The 16,986-nt window shown below is 61.3% G+C and carries 14 protein-coding genes and 1 pseudogene; 10 read left to right on the top strand and 5 right to left on the bottom strand.

Features of this window, described 5'->3' with window-relative positions; all coding sequences use genetic code 11:
- The first annotated feature begins 95 nt into the window (after window positions 1-95).
- The 3 genes from speB (at window position 96) to NE851_RS18145 (ending at window position 3,027) form a co-directional block, all read left to right on the top strand.
- Window positions 96-1,058 (top strand): agmatinase, encoded by a 963-nt coding sequence (speB, locus tag NE851_RS18155; protein ID WP_063474293.1) that lies wholly within the window; start codon window positions 96-98, stop codon window positions 1,056-1,058.
- A 61-nt stretch (window positions 1,059-1,119) separates the two neighbouring features.
- Window positions 1,120-2,052, top strand: a complete 933-nt coding sequence (argC, locus tag NE851_RS18150) for an N-acetyl-gamma-glutamyl-phosphate reductase (protein ID WP_063474292.1) — start codon at window positions 1,120-1,122, stop codon at window positions 2,050-2,052.
- Window positions 2,053-2,235: 183 nt separating this feature from the next.
- Window positions 2,236-3,027, top strand: coding sequence for a sulfite exporter TauE/SafE family protein (locus NE851_RS18145; RefSeq protein ID WP_097543051.1), 792 nt, complete (start codon window positions 2,236-2,238; stop codon window positions 3,025-3,027).
- An 18-nt stretch (window positions 3,028-3,045) separates the two neighbouring features.
- On the opposite strand, the gene NE851_RS18140 is transcribed toward NE851_RS18145, so the two are convergent.
- Window positions 3,046-4,149 (bottom strand): COX15/CtaA family protein, encoded by a 1,104-nt coding sequence (locus NE851_RS18140; RefSeq protein WP_097543013.1) that lies wholly within the window; start codon window positions 4,147-4,149, stop codon window positions 3,046-3,048.
- A 115-nt stretch (window positions 4,150-4,264) separates the two neighbouring features.
- On the opposite strand from NE851_RS18140, the gene NE851_RS18135 reads away from it, so the two are divergent.
- Window positions 4,265-4,474 (top strand): DUF2842 domain-containing protein, encoded by a 210-nt coding sequence (locus NE851_RS18135; protein ID WP_047616460.1) that lies wholly within the window; start codon window positions 4,265-4,267, stop codon window positions 4,472-4,474.
- 118 nt (window positions 4,475-4,592) lie between these two features.
- Complete coding sequence (locus NE851_RS18130) at window positions 4,593-5,834, top strand: GNAT family N-acetyltransferase (RefSeq protein WP_097543012.1); 1,242 nt, start codon at window positions 4,593-4,595, stop codon at window positions 5,832-5,834.
- Window positions 5,835-5,941: 107 nt separating this feature from the next.
- On the opposite strand, the gene NE851_RS18125 is transcribed toward NE851_RS18130, so the two are convergent.
- Window positions 5,942-8,107, bottom strand: coding sequence for a GumC family protein (locus NE851_RS18125; protein WP_047616456.1), 2,166 nt, complete (start codon window positions 8,105-8,107; stop codon window positions 5,942-5,944).
- A 192-nt stretch (window positions 8,108-8,299) separates the two neighbouring features.
- Between NE851_RS18125 and NE851_RS18120 the strand changes: the two genes are divergently transcribed.
- From NE851_RS18120 to NE851_RS18105, 4 genes and pseudogenes are all read left to right on the top strand, one after another.
- Entirely contained in the window at window positions 8,300-8,875 is a 576-nt protein-coding gene (locus NE851_RS18120) for a polysaccharide biosynthesis/export family protein (RefSeq protein ID WP_047616454.1), read from the top strand.
- Between the two features lie 3 nt (window positions 8,876-8,878).
- Window positions 8,879-10,049, top strand: a pseudogene (locus NE851_RS18115) (glycosyltransferase family 4 protein).
- Between the two features lie 73 nt (window positions 10,050-10,122).
- Complete coding sequence (locus tag NE851_RS18110) at window positions 10,123-11,685, top strand: undecaprenyl-phosphate glucose phosphotransferase (protein ID WP_097543011.1); 1,563 nt, start codon at window positions 10,123-10,125, stop codon at window positions 11,683-11,685.
- Entirely contained in the window at window positions 11,682-12,926 is a 1,245-nt protein-coding gene (locus NE851_RS18105; RefSeq protein WP_063474290.1) for an O-antigen ligase family protein, read from the top strand. Before NE851_RS18110 ends, NE851_RS18105 begins: the two co-directional genes overlap by 4 nt.
- 52 nt (window positions 12,927-12,978) lie before the next feature.
- Here the strand turns inward: NE851_RS18105 and NE851_RS18100 are convergent, their stop codons facing one another.
- The 3 genes from NE851_RS18100 to NE851_RS18090 form a co-directional block, all read right to left on the bottom strand.
- On the bottom strand, window positions 12,979-13,812 hold the full coding sequence (locus tag NE851_RS18100) for a carbohydrate ABC transporter permease (RefSeq protein WP_097543010.1): 834 nt from the start codon (window positions 13,810-13,812) through the stop codon (window positions 12,979-12,981).
- On the bottom strand, window positions 13,812-14,705 hold the full coding sequence (locus NE851_RS18095) for a carbohydrate ABC transporter permease (protein ID WP_047616639.1): 894 nt from the start codon (window positions 14,703-14,705) through the stop codon (window positions 13,812-13,814). Before NE851_RS18095 ends, NE851_RS18100 begins: the two co-directional genes overlap by 1 nt.
- A 133-nt stretch (window positions 14,706-14,838) precedes the next feature.
- Window positions 14,839-16,176: an extracellular solute-binding protein gene (locus NE851_RS18090; protein WP_063474288.1), complete on the bottom strand. Its 1,338-nt coding sequence runs from the start codon at window positions 16,174-16,176 to the stop codon at window positions 14,839-14,841.
- 177 nt (window positions 16,177-16,353) lie between these two features.
- Here NE851_RS18090 and NE851_RS18085 point away from each other — a divergent pair, with 177 nt between their 5' ends.
- A complete protein-coding gene (locus NE851_RS18085) occupies window positions 16,354-16,968 on the top strand; it encodes a GNAT family N-acetyltransferase (protein ID WP_047616442.1) in 615 nt (204 codons plus the stop codon).
- Window positions 16,969-16,986: the final 18 nt, after the last annotated feature.

Here is a 16,986-nt window from a genome sequence, read left to right as displayed (position 1 = left end):
CGCCACCCGACGCTTTGGCGTCGAACGGTGATCATGCAACGCAGCGTCCGCACCGAACGCGACTATGGTTTTGCCACCGAAAAAAGGAGCATGACTTGGCGAACAGATCGATTGACCACGCCTTCACGGCGACCAGCCTCACTTCTGCCGCCAGCGACCCGACCTTTGCCGGCGCGCTGTCCTTCATGCGTCGCCGCTTCACCAAGGAACTCGCCGGCGTCGACGTCGCCGTCTGGGGGATTCCCTTCGATGCCGCGACATCGAACAGGCCGGGCACGCGCTTCGGGCCGCAGGCGATCCGGCGCGCCTCGGCGATCTTCGACAATGACGCGCAATATCCCTTCCACCGCGATCTCTTCGCCGACATGGCGGTGATCGACTACGGCGACTGCCTGCTCGACTACGGCAATCATCAGGATACGCCTGCCGCCATCGAGCGCCAGGCGAATGTCATCCTCGACAGCGGCGCCTTCCTGCTGACGCTCGGCGGCGATCATTACGTCACCTGGCCGCTGCTGAAAGCCCATGTGGCAAAACATGGGCCGCTGGCGCTCGTGCAGTTCGACGCGCACCAGGACACCTGGTTCGACGAAGAACGGCGCATCGACCATGGCTCCTTCGTGGCGCGGGCGGCTCGCGAAGGCATCATCGATCCCGACCGCTCGATCCAGATCGGCATCCGCACCCATGCGCCGGAGGATTGCGGCGTCAATATTCTCTACGGTCATCAGGTCGAAGAAATGAGCGCCGGCGATATCGCCTCGGCGATCATCTCCCATACGCGCGGGGCGCCAGCCTATCTCACCTTCGATATCGATTGCCTCGATCCGGCCTTTGCGCCGGGTACCGGCACACCGGTTGCCGGCGGGCCGTCGAGCGTCAAGATCCTCTCGGTGCTGCAGCGCCTGCACCAGCTCGATATCCGTGGCGCTGATGTCGTCGAGGTATCGCCGCCCTATGATCATGCCGATATCACCGCCATTGCGGGGGCAACGGTGGCGATGTATATGCTGGGGCTTCACGCCGAGCGACGCGCCATCGCCGTGTCACAAGGCTGACTTATCATCGCTCAAACTGAATCCGGAAACCTTCAGAACCCATTGAAAGCGCAGGTTTAACATGGCACCGAAAATCTTCATCGACGGCGAACACGGCACGACGGGTCTGCAGATCCGCACGCGCATGGCCGGCCGCCGCGATGTCGAGCTTCTGTCCATCCCCGAAGCCGAGCGGCGCAACGCCGCCCTGCGCGAGGACATGCTGAACAGCGCCGATATCGCTATTCTCTGCCTGCCCGACGACGCGTCGAAGGAAGCGGTTCAGATGGTTTCGGCCAACAACAATGTGCGCGTCATCGACACCTCGACCGCCTTCCGCGTCAATCCCGGTTGGGCCTATGGCTTTGCCGAGATGGACGGTGCGCAGGCCGACAGGATCAAGGCCGCCCGTTTCGTCGCCAATCCCGGCTGCTATCCGACGGGAGCGATCGGTCTCATCCGGCCGCTGCGCGCCGCCGGCATTCTGCCGGACGGTTATCCGGTCACGGTCAACGCGGTCTCCGGTTATACCGGCGGCGGCAAGCAGATGATCGCGCAGATGGAAAACCCGGATCACCCGGATGCGATCACCGCACCGCATTTCCTCTATGGCCTGCCGCTCACCCATAAACATGTGCCGGAGATGACCGTGCACGGCCTGCTCGACCGCGCGCCGATCTTCTCGCCATCTGTCGGCAAGTTTGCTCAAGGGATGATCGTGCAGGTGCCGCTGCATCTCGACGATCTCGCCGAGGGCGCGACGATGGAGAGCATCCATGCCGCCCTCGTCGCCCATTATGCCGGCCAGGATATCGTCAGTGTCGTGCCGCTGGCCGAAAGCAAGGGGCTTGCCCGCGTCAACGCCGTCGAGCTCGAAGGCAAGGACACGATGAAGCTCTTCGTCTTCGGCACCCCAGGCGCTTCGCAGGTCAATTTGGTGGCGCTGCTCGACAATCTCGGCAAGGGCGCATCGGGCGCCGCCGTCCAGAACATGGACCTGATGCTCGCCTCGTAAGGGCGTGAATGGCGGCATCGAGATGATGCCGCTCACGCTTCGTGTCGATCTCGTTATACAATGATCTCGTGGCCGCCTGCCTCGGCGGCCGCAGCATCGTTTTCGGCTCGATCATCGGCGACGATTGGGCTATGAGGGCGGACCTTCCTCGCCTGCCGTTCCCGAATCACGGAGCCTGATGTCATGACGCTCGATGCGCTGGTCGATGGCGTGCACGCATGGTTTACCGCCGCCCTGCCCGACCAAGGCATCTATGCGCTGATGGTCTTTGCCTTCATCGCCGGGCTTGCCCGCGGCTTTTCCGGCTTCGGCGCCGCCCTGATCTTCGTTCCGCTCGGCGGCGCGATCGTCGGGCCGAAGCTGATCTCGCCGATCCTGCTCGTCATCGACGGCGTTGCCTCGCTCGGGATGATCCCGCCGGCCTGGCGCGGCGCCAACCGGCGAGAAGTTTTCGTCATGGCGGCAGGTGCTGCGCTCGGCATTCCGGCCGGCACGGCGATACTGGCGTTGCTCGACCCGCTGCTCTTGCGCTGGAGTATCACGATCATCGCCAGCTGCCTGCTTGCGCTGCTGGTATCGGGATGGCGCTACCACGGCGAGGCATCCGCACCGCTCACCAGCGGCGTCGGGCTGATCGCCGGGCTTTTCAGCGGCGCCGCGCAGCTCGGCGGGCCGCCGGTTGTCGCCTATTGGCTCGGCGGCAAGAGCGACTTCACCCGCGTCCGGGCAAATGTCGTGCTCTATTTCTCGATCTCGAGCGTTCTCAGCGCCATCAGCTATTATTTCGGCGGGCTGTTCGTGCCTGCCGTCTTCGCGCTCACCGTCGTCGTCCTGCCGAGTTATGCGGTCGGGCTCTATGGCGGGTCGAAACTGTTCGGGCTTGCCGAAGAACGGACCTTCCGTATCGCCTGCTACGTCCTGATCGCCGCCGCCGCGATCATCGGCATGCCGCTGCTCGATGGGGTGCTGCGGTAGAACCCAGCAGCGACGGCTTCAATCGCGTTCGGCGATCATCGTCCCATGCGGATATTCACCGTAAAAGCCGCGCCAGTTGGCGACGGCGAAACCGAAAACCACCAGCGCACCGGCCTGATGCAACAGGCCCCAGTGGAGCGGCACCTGCATCAGCAGCGTGGCGATGCCGATCGCCGCCTGCATCGTCACCAGTGCGAAAAGCAGCACGGCACGGCGTGCATGGGTGGTCCAAGGTGCCGCGCGAAGGGCGATCACCATGTTGATCAGCGTCAATGCGAAGAGCGTGTAGGCGCCGATGCGGTGGATGAACTGCACCGTCTTCGGGTTCTCGAAAACATTGATCCAGAAGGGCTGCTGGATCAGCAGATCGGAGGGGATAACGGCGCCATCCATCAGCGGCCAGGTATTGTAGGAAAAACCGGCATCGAGCCCCGCCACCAGCGCGCCGAGATAGATCTGGAACAGCGAGAAGATGGCGATCGCGGCGGCAAAGGCGCGCGAGCTTCTGGCCGGCGGCGGATCGTCGGAGTGCGGTGAGAGACCGCGCATGATCCACATGCAGCCGGCAAAGATCAGGCAGGCCATGACGAGATGCGTGGCGAGCCGGTACTGGCTGACGTCGGTGCGGACGGAAAGGCCCGAAGACACCATCCACCAGCCGATAAAGCCCTGCAGGCCGCCGAGCGCCAGGATGCCGACGAGCGGCCAGCGCAGGCGCTTTTCGATACGCCCCGTCAGCCAGAAATAGATCAGCGGCAGCGCGAAGATCACGCCGATGCCGCGGGCGATCAGCCGGTGCGCCCATTCCCACCAGAAGATGCCCTTGAACTCGTCGACGGTCATGGAACTGTTCAGCTGCTGAAATTCGGGAATGCGCTGATAGAGGCGGAATTCCTCCTCCCACTCGGCGGCCGACAGCGGCGGGATGACGCCATGGATCGGCTTCCACTCGGTAATCGACAGGCCGGAATTGGTCAGTCGCGTGGCGCCGCCGACGAGCACGAGACAGAAGAGCGCCAAAAGCACGAAGCCGAGCCAGAGGCGCAAGGCGCGGCGGTCGCGATTCTGCTTGCGCATTTCGCTCAGGATCGCCTGTTCCGTGGTCGGGTTTGCGACGGCCATGATGTCTCCTTCTATCCGGCAGTTGATTTGCCCCACCGGCTCATGCAAAACAAGCCCCGAACCTTTGCGGCATGCCGTCGCGCCGGTTCGCCCCCTCCATGCCGAGAGATAACCGATGCCCGTCCGCCTCCGCAAATTCATCGGCACGATCCTCATCATCGTGCTCGTGCTCGTCTATGCGCTGGTGGCGAACACGATCGCGGTGGCAACGCTCGGCAACGCGCCCTGGTGGGGACATCTGCTCTATTTCTTTCTCACCGGCCTGCTCTGGGTATTGCCGGCGATGGTAATCATCAAATGGATGGCCGGGCCGCCGCAGCGGTAGGTCATTAACGGCCGAATAACCGTGATGCGCGGAAAACCTCGCTCACCGCCTGCGATTAAACCAAATATACGTCTCCCATACCTACTTTCCCGTTCAGCATTCTTGACCGGAGAAAACCGTGCAGACGCAAAAGCTCGATGTCCATGAACAGCCGTCCGACAAGGTGGCGCTGGCCGATATGGCCATGTCGCGCCTGCGCCAGCTGAGCATGAAACTCGCCATGGCTGAAATCGACATCGACGTATTCGACGCGATGCAGCCGCTGGAAGATGACTGGCGGGCTCTGGAGCGCGACAATCTGCAATCACTCCATCAAAGCTACGACTGGTGCGCCGCCTGGGTGAGCGCCTTCCAGCGGCCGCTTGCAATCCTCAAAGGCACCCATGCCGGCCAGACGGCTTTCATTCTGCCGGTCGAAATCGTCAAGTCCCGGGGACTGGCGATCGCGAAGTTCATCGGTGCCGATCACAGCAACATCAATACCGGCCTGTTCTCCGAGAGTTTTGCGGAAAGCGGCGGATCCATTGATGCCGGCAAGTTCGCCGGCCAGCTACAACAGGCGCTCAGGGGCCAAGCCGATCTGCTGCTGCTGCAGAACATTCCGCTGGAATGGCGGGGGCGACAGACCCCGCTCACCGGACTGCCGATGGTGCAGAACCAGAATCATGCCTACCAGCTGCCGTTCTTCTCGACTTTCGAGGAAACGCTGAAGCAGCTCAACGCCAAGAACCGGCGCAAGAAATTCCGTGTTCAGTCGAAGCGCCTCGAGGCAGCCGGCGGCTTCGAATACGTCATTCCCGAGACATCGGAAGAGCAGCATCGCCTGCTCGATATCTTTTTCCGCCTGAAGAGCGCACGCTTTGCCAGTCTCGGCCTTCCCGACGTTTTCGCCGACAGGGAAACGCAGGCCTTCCTGCATGGCTTGCTCGACAGGGTGGATGACAGCAGGCAGTATTTCGGGCTGCAGATGCAGGTGCTCCGGCTCAAGGGCGCGCTTGAGGGCAGGATCGCCGCGATAGCAGGCATCTCGCGCAAGGGTGACCACATCATCTGCCAGTTCGGCGCGATCGATGAAGAGCTCGTGCCTGATACCAGCCCCGGCGAATTCCTCTATTGGCAGACCATTTCGGGATTGCATGGCAAGGGTGTCGCGCTGTTCGATTTCGGTCTCGGCGACCAGACCTACAAGCGCTCCTGGGCGCCTGTGGAGACCGCCCACTACGACGTGGTGCTGCCGGTCTCTCGGTTCGGCGTTCTCGCCGGCGCCGCCCACCGGGTCGTCACCCGCAGCAAGGCCCATATCAAGGCGCGCCCGAAGCTTTATAGATTCGCCCAGGGCGTCCGGGCACGAATTGGCTAGAGCGGTTCAGCTTTTAACTGAAACGCAGAACCGCTCTATCCTTTTGTTTTTACGCATGTCGTTGCCGCAAAACCGCGGCACACTTTTGCGCGACATGCTTCAACCGTTCAGGCCGCCCGGCCGAACTCCTGCTCGGCCCCTTCGCCGCCCGACATCAGCACGACGCGCTCATAGCCCGCAGCCTGGAATTCCGTCATCAGTGCAACGAAGATGGTCTCTTCGACTTCAGGCAGCGAGAGGATGATCTCGACGTCGCGGCTGCGCGTCAGCCGCGAGACGCCGGCCACATCGGCCGAACCGCATTCGACCACCACGAGGTCGTAGGCGGCGGCAAGCGCATCGAGCAGCAAGGACAGCCGGTCGACACCGCGCATGGCCCGGCGCACGTCGCTCTGGCCCTGGGGGATCAGATGGGCATCGGACAGGCGGTCGCTGTGGATCGTGTCGCCGAAGGCGGCTTCGCCGCAAAGCAAATCGGTGACGCCAAGGGCGGCCTGATCCTCGACCATCAGTTCCGTGGGGTAGCCGGAGCCGGTCATATCGATGAGGATGACGCGGCGGCCGGCGTCGGCGAGCGTGCGGGTCAGCGAAACCGTCGCCGCCGAACCATTGTCACCGGTCGGGGATATGGCAATTGCCAGCGGCGCACGGCTGCCGGTCAGATAATCCGCAACTGAGGCGATGGAGAATTCATTGTCGTCCTCCGGCGCCTCGGCAGCCTCCACGGCCGCTACCGGCTCATCCTCGTCCGCGACCACGGCGAGCATGCTCGGCTGCACGGGCTTTCTGACTGCTACGGCGATCGGAGCGGCCTGCGGCACATGCTTCTCCTCGACGGCTGCTTCCGCCTCGATTGCCTCCGGGGACGCATCCACCGGGCGGAGCGCCCGGCCGCTGAAAAGTTCGGCCAGCATGGTGATGATGGCGCTCATAATCAGCGTCGCGACGGCAGCGACGACGACGATCGGCACCACCTTGGGGAAATAGGGATCGACCGGCTCGACGGCCCTGGACACGATGCGGGCATCCGCTGGGCTCGAATTGCTGTCGGCGCGGGAGGCGGCCTCGCGATAGCGCACCAGATAGGTTTCGAGCAGCTGGCGCTGGGCGTTGGCCTCACGCTCCAGCGCATTGAGACCGACCTCATCCTCACCGGCGCGGGCGCTGGTGGCCTGCACCGTGTCCGACTGGCGCTCGAGTTCGCTAGCGCGGAGATCTGCGACCTTGGACTCGTTCTCGATGCTCGTCAGGATCTTCTGCGTCTCCTGGCGGATCTGGGTACGGATATCGGCGAGTTGCGCACGCAGGCTTTTCAGCCGCGGATGGTTGTTGAGAAGACTGGTCTGCAGATCGGAGATCTGCGACTGCAGGCCGGATTCCGTCGCCTTCAGCCGCTGGATCGCCTGCGAGGACATGATGTCGGGCAGCGTATCGGAGGCTTCGCCCGAAGACAGCGCATTGCGCACCGCCTGCGCTCTCGCCTCGGCATTGGCCTTGTCGCCCCTGACGCGGGTCAGTTCGGCGGAGATATCGTTCAATTGCTGCGCCGGAAAAGTGGTCGTGCCGTTCGTCTGCAACAGCCCGTGCGAGGTGCGGTATTCGGCGACCTTCTTCTCGGCTTCGCTGACCTTCCGTCGCAGGCCTTCGATCTCCGGCTCCAGCCAGCGGGTCGCCTCGGAGTTGGAATCGAGCTTGGCGCCGCTCTGGGTCGAAAGGTAGACATTCGCCATGGCGTTCGGAATTGCGGCGGCGAGTTTCGGGTCCTTGGAGGTGAAATTGATGCCGATGACGCGTGAACCCGGTACCTGATAGACCTGCAGGCGCTCGACGAAGGCATCGATGACACGCTCTTCCGGCGGATTCTCCAGCGGGTTCTTTTTCAGGTGCAGCTTCACCAGGATGCTGCTCATCGCCGAGCCGTTGGCGGCATCGTCGAATTCCGGCAGGTTGTAGAGCTTCAGGTCGTTGATCACCTTCTTGAGGAGATCTGCCGATTGCAGGAGCTGCACCTGGCTGGCGATGTTGAGTTCATCCATCAGCGGACCGGCGCTGGCGTCGTTGACCTGCTGGGTGTTGGCAAAGGCCGGCGCACGGGGTTCGATGAGGATGCGCGTTTCGCTGCGATATTGCGGCGACATGATCTTGGCGCCGGCAAAGGCGACGCCCGCCCCCACGAGGGTGATCGTCAAAATCCGCAGACGGCGCGCCCAGACCGCGCGGGCCAACTGGCCGAGGTCGATGTCCACATCCTGATCACGAGCTACGCTGGACATGCTCTTACTCCACAACAAAGGTGCCGCAAGTGTAAACGACCATGGTAACTCAACGGTTAATGGCGACCTTGCCAAGTAGAGGAGGGACGATCGATCAAGGATACCGGGAAATTGCAAGCGTCCTTTACCGGGCATTAACCCTAACGGATCGATAACGACTGCACCGAGTTCATTTTCTGTGAGCACAAACGGATGTCTTTCGTCCAGCCCAAGATCTTTTTGGCCCTGAGCCTTGCAGCCATGACGGCAGCACTGGGCGGCTGCACGACGTATAAGCCGGCTCCGAAGGCCTTCAACGAGGCGACCATCCAGCCCTATACGCTCGACAGCGGCGATCGGTTGCGTGTTACCGTTTTCGACCAGCAGAGCCTGACCAACACCTATACGGTGGATCAGGCCGGCTATATCGCCTTCCCGCTCATCGGCCAGGTCCCTGCCCGCGGCCGGACCCTGCAGCAACTCTCGGGGCAGATCGCCCAGAAACTGCAGCAAGGCTATCTTCGCGATCCCGACGTCACCATCGATGTCGATCGCTACCGTTCGATCTTCATCATGGGTGAAGTCGGCCAGCCCGGCCAGTATGCCTATGTTCCCGGCATGACGGTGCAGAATGCCATCGCGGTTGCCGGCGGCTTCACCAGCCGCGCCAACCAGAGCATGGTCGACGTCACCCGCAAGATCAACGGACAGGTGCTGACCGGCCGCATCAACATATCGGGCCCGATCATTGCAGGCGACACGATCTACGTTCGCGAACGGCTCTTCTGAGCAATGTCAAAACAGAGACCGCTCCGCATCCTCCATTGCTTCAGGTCGCCGGTCGGCGGAATATTCCGCCATGTCCGCGATCTGGTCGAGGAGCACAGCAAGGCCGGTCATCAAATCGGCATCCTCTGCGACAGCTCGACCGGCGGCGAGTACGAGGACAGCCTGTTCGACGATATAAGACCCTATCTCTCGCTCGGCCTGACACGCGTGCCGATCCGGCGTTCGATCAGCCCGTCCGATATTGCGACGATGTGGGATACATACAAGAAAATCAAAAGTTTGCGGCCGGATGTGCTGCACGGACACGGCGCCAAGGGCGGCGTGCTCGCGCGACTTGCCGGCTCAGCGTTGCGGGTGAACAGGTATCGCGTAGCCCGCCTCTATACCGCACATGGCGGAAGCCTGCATTATTCGCGCTCCTCCTTCAGTGGACAGTTCGTCCTGAGGATGGAGCGGCTGCAGGAATATTTCACCGATGCGCTGGTCTTCATCTGCGAATATGAGCGCGACACCTATGCACGCAAGGTGGGTAAGCCGCGGACGAAGACGAAACTGATCTATAACGGTATCAGCGAGCGTGATTTCGAGCCGATCCCGACCCGTTCGGATGCCGTGCATTTCATCTATGTGGGAATGCTCCGGGACCTCAAGGGTCCCGATCTGTTTGTCGATGCCTTCGCCAAGACCGAACGGCTGCTCGGCAGGCCGCTGTCGGCGCTGATGATCGGCGACGGGCCGGATCGCGACCGCTACCGCGAGATGATGGTCGAACGCGGCCTCGGCAAACGTATCGGCATGCTGCCGGCAATGCGGGTGCATGAGGCTTTCTCGATGGCGCAGAACCTCGTCGTTCCCTCGCGCGCCGAAGCCATGCCCTATATCGTGCTCGAGGGGCTCGGCGCCGGCAAGACGATCATCGCAAGCCGAGTCGGCGGCATTCCCGAGGTGCTCGGCGCCGACAGCGCTGCACTGGTGGAGCCCGGCAATTCCGACGATCTCGCCCGCGTCATGGCGGAAACGCTGAGCACGCCCGGCTGGCACGCCAGGACGATGCCGAAGCCCGAGGCGGTGAAGGCGGTGTTTTCCTCCGCCGTCATGGCGCGCGATGTGCTGAAATTGTACCACGAACTCGTCGAGACCGCTGCCGGCCCAAGCAATGCCCGCCGCCTCGTAAATATTTCTTAGGGGCTTTCTGGTATTTCGCTCGGTGACAATGAGCGACAATGCCCCATAGACAAGCTGGCCCCATGAACAAGCTGGAAAAAGGCGATCAATTCGACGTGGAAGCGCTGCGCAAGCAGGTCTCCGACATCGAGGTGCGCGGCGACGCAGGTAAGGAAAAACCTTCCGACCCGACCGAGATCAACCCCTATGCCCGCCAGATCGCCGAGCAGTTCCGCGATGGAACCTATTCGCCGGCCATCATCATCGGGCAATTGCGGCTGTTGGAATTCCTGGCGCTCTTCGCAATCGCCCTGATCGTCCACTATGTCTGGCCCGGCGACGGCCACGATTCCGCGCTGGTGCGGGCTGGCATGGCGGCGATCGCTTCTGCCTTGACCGTCATCGGCCTCCAGCTTACCGACACCTACACCATTCCCGCGCTTCGGGCGAAGCTGCGGCTGATGCCGCGCATTCTGGCGTCGTGGACGATCGCGCTTCTTCTGACCCTCGGCCTGTTTACGCTCATTCGCGGCACCACATGGGCAATGGTCGATGCCTATATTTCTTGGTTCGCAGCCGGCGCGCTCTTCCTTGTGGCCGAACGTTTCCTCGTCGCTTACGGCATCCGCAACTGGGCGCGCAACGGCATCATGGAGCGCCGCGCCGTCATCGTCGGCGGCGGCGAGCCGGCCAAGGATCTGATCCGCGTCCTCGAACAGCAGGACGACAACGACATCCGCATCTGCGGCATCTTCGACGACCGCGGAGAGAAACGCTCGCCGATCATGGTCGCCGGTTATCCGAAGCTCGGCACCGTGGCCGAACTCGTCGAATTCGTACGGCTGACGCGCATCGACATGCTGATCATCGCCCTGCCGCTTTCGGCCGAGGCCCGCATCTACGACCTTTTGAAGAAGCTCTGGGTTCTGCCGGTCGATATCCGCCTTGCCGCGCATGCCAACCGGCTGCGCTTCCGGCCGCGCGCCTACTCGCATGTCGGCACGGTGCCGATGCTCGACATTTTCAAGAAGCCGATCCGCGACTGGGATTCCGTCGCCAAGCGCGGCTTCGACATCTTCTTCACCGTGGTCGCGCTTGCGCTGCTCTGGCCGGTGATGGTCGCGACCGCGATCGCCATCAAGGCGACCTCCGAAGGCCCGGTCTTCTTCATGCAGAAGCGCCACGGCTTCAACAACGAGATCATCAACGTCTTCAAGTTCCGCTCGATGTACACCAACATGGCCGACCCCACAGGCAAGGCTGCGGTGACCAAGGGCGATCCACGTGTTACCCGCGTCGGGCGTATCATCCGCAAGAGCTCGATCGACGAATTGCCGCAGCTTTTCAATGTGCTGAGAGGCGAGCTTTCGCTGGTCGGTCCGCGGCCGCATGCCGTTCTCGCCCAGGCGCGCGATCGCGCCTTCTCCGATGTCGTCGAGGGCTATTTCGCCCGCCACCGCGTCAAGCCCGGCGTCACCGGCTGGGCGCAGATCAACGGCTGGCGCGGCGAAGTCGACAATGACGAGAAGATCAAGTTCCGCACGGCTTACGACCTCTATTACATCGAGAACTGGTCGCTCTGGTTCGATCTCAAGATCCTGTTCCTGACACCGATCCGGCTGCTCAACACGGAAAACGCCTATTGAGCGCGATCGAGGCGACATATCCCCGTGTCGCCCACCCGCAGCGGATGACGCTGCGCCTGATCGGCTCGGCCTTCGTCGCCTTCGGCGTCTTCCTCTCCGGTTTCGTGATCGACGAGCCGGCGCCCTATGAACTCTGGATGGCCGGGCTGATCGGCCTCTGGTTCATCCTGGGCCTCAGGATTTCGCGCGGCGTAGCGCCGCTGCTCGCCTTGCTGCTCACCTTCAATATCGGCGGCATGCTGTCGCTGACGCAGATGAAGGACCTGGCGACGGGGCCGATGTATATCGCGGTGTCGACCTTCCTGGCGCTGACGGCGGTGTTCTATGCAGCAATCATCGAGGACAGCCACAAGCGGCTGCCGTTGATGTTCAACGCCTGGACCTTCGCCGCCGTCGCCACCTCGGCGCTCGGCGTACTCGGCTATTTCCACGCATTTCCGGGCGCGGAGGTCTTCACGCTCTACGACCGCGCCAAAGGCGCCTTCCAGGACCCCAACGTTTTCGGCCCCTTTCTGGTGCCGCCATCGCTCTACCTCATCCACGGCATTCTGGCCGGCGACCTGAAGAAATCGCCGTTGAAGGCCGCCGCCCTGCTCGTGCTTGCACTCGGCATCTTCCTCTCCTTTTCCCGCGCCGCCTGGGGGCTTTTTGCGCTCGGCCTGGTGCTGCTGATCTTCATCATGCTGCTCAAGGAGCGCAGCGGCGCCTTTCGTCTGAGGGTCCTGGTGCTATCGCTGGCGGCGATCATCATGCTGGTCGCCTCGCTGCTGGTGGCGCTGCAGATCCCGAAGGTCGCCGAACTGTTTTCAGCGCGCGCCCAGCTGGTGCAGCAATATGACGGCGAACATCTCGGCCGCTTCGAGCGCCACCGGATCGGCTTCACCATGATGATGGAGCGCCCGCTCGGCATCGGTCCGCTGGTGTTCGGGACGATGTTTCCCGAGGACGAGCATAATATCTGGCTGAAATCGCTGACCACCTATGGCTGGCTCGGCTTCGTCAGCTATGTCGGCATGCTTGTCTGGACGCTCGCCCTCGGCTTTCGATACCTGCTGCTCGACCGGCCGTGGCAACCCTTCCTGATGGTCGCCTGGATCTCCGTCCTCGGCCATGCGGCGATCGGCAACGTCATCGACATCGACCACTGGCGCCATGTCTATCTGCTGCTTGGCACCGTCTGGGGCTGCGCGGCGCTGGAAGTGCGCCACAAGCGCGAGCGAAGGCGCCAGGGACCGGCGTGAGGCCTGACCCTCTGGCGCATCGTGCTTTGCGCGTCTGAAATCGCACAGCTGTCTATTTCGTGGCTCCTGCCGTCAGGCCGGCAATGAACCGCCGCTGGAAAACCAGATAGGTCAGGATGAGCGGGGCAATGACGATCACCGCACCGGCGGTCAAAACCGGCGTATTGACAGTGTAGCGCCCTTGGAAAAACAGCATACCGAGGGGCAGCGTCCGATAGGCGTCGTCGTTGACCAGAATGAAGGGGATCAAAAACTCATTCCAGGTCCAGATGAACAGGAACAGCGCCAGCGTCGACATTGCCGGCACCATAAGCGGGATAACGATCTTACGGAGGATATAGAAGCGTCCGGCGCCATCGAGAACCGCCGCTTCGAGAACTTCTTCCGGCAATTGCTGCATCGCGCTGGCGAGGAAGATCGTTGAGAACGGTATCGACATCGCGATCTGCGGCAAGATCAGAGCCGCATAGGTGTTGATAAGGCCGAGATAACGCATTTCATAATAAAGCGGGATGATGAAGGCCTCCGCCGGCACCATCATGCCGAGCGTCAGGATAGCGAACAGCGTGCGCCGAAACGGAAATGACAGGTAAGCGAAGGCAAAACCGGTCAGCAGGCCCAGAAAGACGCTGGCAGCAACGACGGGTATGACAACTGTAATCGAATTCCAGAAGTAAACGTTGAAATGTCCGGCATTCCAGGCATCGACGTAATTTTCGAAATGGGGATATGCCGGCAAAGCGAACGCACCCTGCAGAACGTCAGCCTTGCTCTTTATCGACGTCAGAAGCAGAAGCAGGAAGGGGATGATGGTGACGAACGCAAGAAGCCAGAGGACAATGCGGAGGAATAGTGCACCGACGGGAAAGTTGGACGAACGGCTCATCAAGCCAATCCTTTATTCTGCGATCCCACAAATCGGTGAATTGCATAGTTGATGACGAATGTGAGTACCGCGCCGACAATGGCGATGGCCGCCGCGGCGCCGAAGCGATTGAGCTCGAAGCCGAGCTGATACATGTAGATATTCGGCACGAGGGTGGCGTTGGCGGGTCCCCCTCGGGTCATCGTGAAAATCAGGTCGAAGCTCTTGATCGACGCGATGACCGTCAAAAGCAAAACCACCCTTATCTCAGGCAATAGAAGCGGCAGCGTGATCCAGAAAAAGGTTTTTCGCGCCGAAGCGCCATCGACCTTGGCGGCGTCGAAGAGAGACGGGTCGATGCGCTGAATTCCTGTGAGGAAGATGACCATGCAAAAACCGAAGAAATACCAAGTGGCAACGATCCCGACCGCGGGGAGCACAAAATTGAAATCGCCGAGCCACGGCAACGCGAAGGCGCCCAACCCTACTGCTCTCAGAAACTGATTGAACGGGCCAAAGGCAGGATTGTAGAGCCATGCCCAGATGATGCCCAACACGGCCGTCGGCATGATGTAAGGCAGGAACAAGAATGTCCGCAGCGCGAGCTGTTCGCGTTGCTTCAGATTCCAGACGCAGGCGGCAAGGCCTATACCGAGCACCAGCGGCAGAACACAATAGAAGATCATCAGCGCGGCATTGTTACGCAAGGCGATATAAAAACGATTGTCGGAAAAGAGATCGACGTAATTGCCCAAGCCAACCCAACTGGGCATGCTCAAGCCGTCCCAACTGGTCAGGCTCAAAGCCAAAGCCGCAATAATCGGTCCAAAGACAAAGGCCGCATAGAGCAGCAATCCAGGCAATAAATAGATAAAATTGGTGTGTTTCGAGCCATCAAGTGCGGAGCGTTTCATCCAGTACTCCATGAAGCCAAGGCGCTGGTGATCGCGCTGCAAGCCGCAGCTCGCAGCGCTGATTTTAACGTGGATCGACAAGACGCGGGCCGCGGCCTCCAAGGCGGACGGCCGCGACCGGCGCCCGCACCTTTTATTTCTTATCCTTCAAATACGCCTGATAGTCCTTGTCCATGGCGTCGACGAAGGCTTCGGGGGTGATATTGCCGGACAGAAGAAGCGGCGTGTTGTCGTCTATCGTCTTCAGCATCGTCGGGCTCGACCAGTCGGGGTAATGGCCGAGCGCGTCGTTCGCGTTGAGTGTCTTCCACATTTCGATGCCGGAGCTCAGCAGCGGCGTGAGCTTTGGCTTTGCGTCGGCCGCCAGCGACGTCGCCGGAAGATAGCCGGCAGCGGCCCAGGTTTCAGCAGCCTTTTCCGAAACCATATAGTCGATATAATCGCCTGCCAGGTCCTGCGTTGCCTTGGTTTTGGCAAGGCTCGTTATCGCCCAAGCAAGGTCCACGCCTCCGACACTCAATGGTTTGGAAATGCCCTTCGGGGCGGGAATGGCCATGAAGCCGATATCCGGATTGTGTTGCATGTCGCCGAAATACCAGGTTCCGGAGATCAGGAAGGCACCCTGCCCTGATATGAAAAGCTGGACGGCGTCATCACCCGAGATGCCCTCGAAACCGGGGAAAAAATAACCGCCCTGTGCCCATTGCTGCACGAGTTTCGCGGATTCGATGTTCCCCTTGGTGTTCCAGGAACCGCCCCTGCCGTAGATCAGATCATCAAGTTCGGCGCGATTGCTCGCGTCGATATGCGCTTGCTCGATGGCGCCGATCATGTGCAGGGCCAGATGCTGCTTTGCCGAGCCCATCATGAAGGGCGCAACGCCTTTTTCCTTCAGCTTATCAAGATCGGCCAGAAACTCCTCGAAGGTTTGCGGCAATGCTACGCCCGCATCGTCGAGGATCTTTTTATTGTAAAAGAGACCAACGATCTCACCGAGGCCTGATATGCCGTAGGTCTTGCCGACCCCGAACTTTCCATCCTCCCAGCGGTCTCGAGCAAGCACTGAATCCGACTGCCGCTTGTCCCAGCTGTATTTCTTGATGTAGTCGTCAACCGGAAGGAGCAATCCTTCCTTGACCATCGCGCCCATGTCGCCGGCGCCCTGGTTGACCTTCGTGATGACAGGGCCGTTCCCTGCCGAAACCGCAAGCTTCAGCGTCAACTTCATGTCATCAAAGGTGCGGGCGGTGCGTTTGATCGTGACACCGGGATGCGCAGCTTCGAACTCCTTGTTCAGTTGCTCTATAACAGCGCTCTGACCTTCATAGGTCTGGTCATCCCACACAGCCAGATCGTCAGCGCGCGCGGCTGCCGAAAGGCCCAAACTTATAAGCGCTGCACCAGCAAGCGCGACGGCTGCCTTCCATTGGCATCCCGGCAGTATGTTGATCGATTTCACGCTTCTATTCATCGGTTCCACCTCATTGATTTATTCTCCACTTTCCGTTCAGACCTGCCGCCCAGGCGACGGCCGAACGTTTTCTTCCCCCAGAGCTTTGCCGGGCTGGCGAATCTGAGGTAATCGTCAATGCATGAGCCTCCCTCGCAACCTGAAATAAAAAAACGCCACGCAGGAGGTGGCAAAGTGATGGACAACAACTGCTCCATCCGCCCGGCGACCGAAGCGGATACCGAAGCCCTTTTCGACATCTGCCTGAAAACCGCGAACGGCGGCGACGATGCCAGCGCGCTCTATAGCGACCCGCATCTGCCCGGCTACATCTGGTCGGTGCCCTATCTCAAATTCGCCGAAGACTTTGCCTTTGTGTTGATTCAGGACGGCCGCCCGGTCGGCTATATCGTCGGCGTCCCGGATACCAGGGCGTTCGACAGAGAGTTGCAGGCGAATTGGTGGCCGTTCGTCCGCCAGGAGATCGCTGGCCTGACGCCCGCCCGTCCGCGCGACGCCGACGTGATCGAACGTATTCAAAACCCGCGCAGCGGCACGCCGTGGCTTCAAGACGACTACCCCGCGCATCTTCACATCAACATCCTTCCCGGACTTCAGGCAGCCGGTTGGGGACGCAGGATGATCAGCATTGAGCTTGAGGCGCTGAGAGATCACGGCGTCCGAGCGGTGCATCTCGGTGTCGATCCCAACAACCACCGCGCCAGGGGCTTCTACCATCACCTCGGCTTTTCCGAATTCGAACGGGATGGTTCCGTCGCCTTCGCGATGCGGATCGATGAGGGGTCCCGCTAGAACCGACGGCGCAGTATT

It is taken from the genome of Rhizobium anhuiense bv. trifolii, assembly GCF_024346605.1.
GTDB lineage: Bacteria > Pseudomonadota > Alphaproteobacteria > Rhizobiales > Rhizobiaceae > Rhizobium > Rhizobium anhuiense.
The sequence above is the reverse complement of the archived record's forward strand: the minus strand, read 5'-3'. Positions and strand labels throughout refer to the sequence as shown.

What these genes read in the sequence shown, in the direction of transcription:
- argC (WP_063474292.1), top strand. Translation starts at nt 1,120, where the DNA reads ATGGCACCGAAAATCTTCATCGACGGCGAACACGGCACGACGGGTCTG.
- NE851_RS18145 (WP_097543051.1), top strand. Translation starts at nt 2,236, where the DNA reads ATGACGCTCGATGCGCTGGTCGATGGCGTGCACGCATGGTTTACCGCC.
- NE851_RS18140 (WP_097543013.1), bottom strand. Translation starts at nt 4,149, where the DNA reads ATGGCCGTCGCAAACCCGACCACGGAACAGGCGATCCTGAGCGAAATG.
- NE851_RS18135 (WP_047616460.1), top strand. Translation starts at nt 4,265, where the DNA reads ATGCCCGTCCGCCTCCGCAAATTCATCGGCACGATCCTCATCATCGTG.
- NE851_RS18125 (WP_047616456.1), bottom strand. Translation starts at nt 8,107, where the DNA reads ATGTCCAGCGTAGCTCGTGATCAGGATGTGGACATCGACCTCGGCCAG.
- NE851_RS18120 (WP_047616454.1), top strand. Translation starts at nt 8,300, where the DNA reads ATGTCTTTCGTCCAGCCCAAGATCTTTTTGGCCCTGAGCCTTGCAGCC.
- NE851_RS18110 (WP_097543011.1), top strand. Translation starts at nt 10,123, where the DNA reads ATGAACAAGCTGGAAAAAGGCGATCAATTCGACGTGGAAGCGCTGCGC.
- NE851_RS18100 (WP_097543010.1), bottom strand. Translation starts at nt 13,812, where the DNA reads ATGAGCCGTTCGTCCAACTTTCCCGTCGGTGCACTATTCCTCCGCATT.
- NE851_RS18095 (WP_047616639.1), bottom strand. Translation starts at nt 14,705, where the DNA reads ATGAAACGCTCCGCACTTGATGGCTCGAAACACACCAATTTTATCTAT.
- NE851_RS18090 (WP_063474288.1), bottom strand. Translation starts at nt 16,176, where the DNA reads ATGAATAGAAGCGTGAAATCGATCAACATACTGCCGGGATGCCAATGG.
- NE851_RS18085 (WP_047616442.1), top strand. Translation starts at nt 16,354, where the DNA reads ATGGACAACAACTGCTCCATCCGCCCGGCGACCGAAGCGGATACCGAA.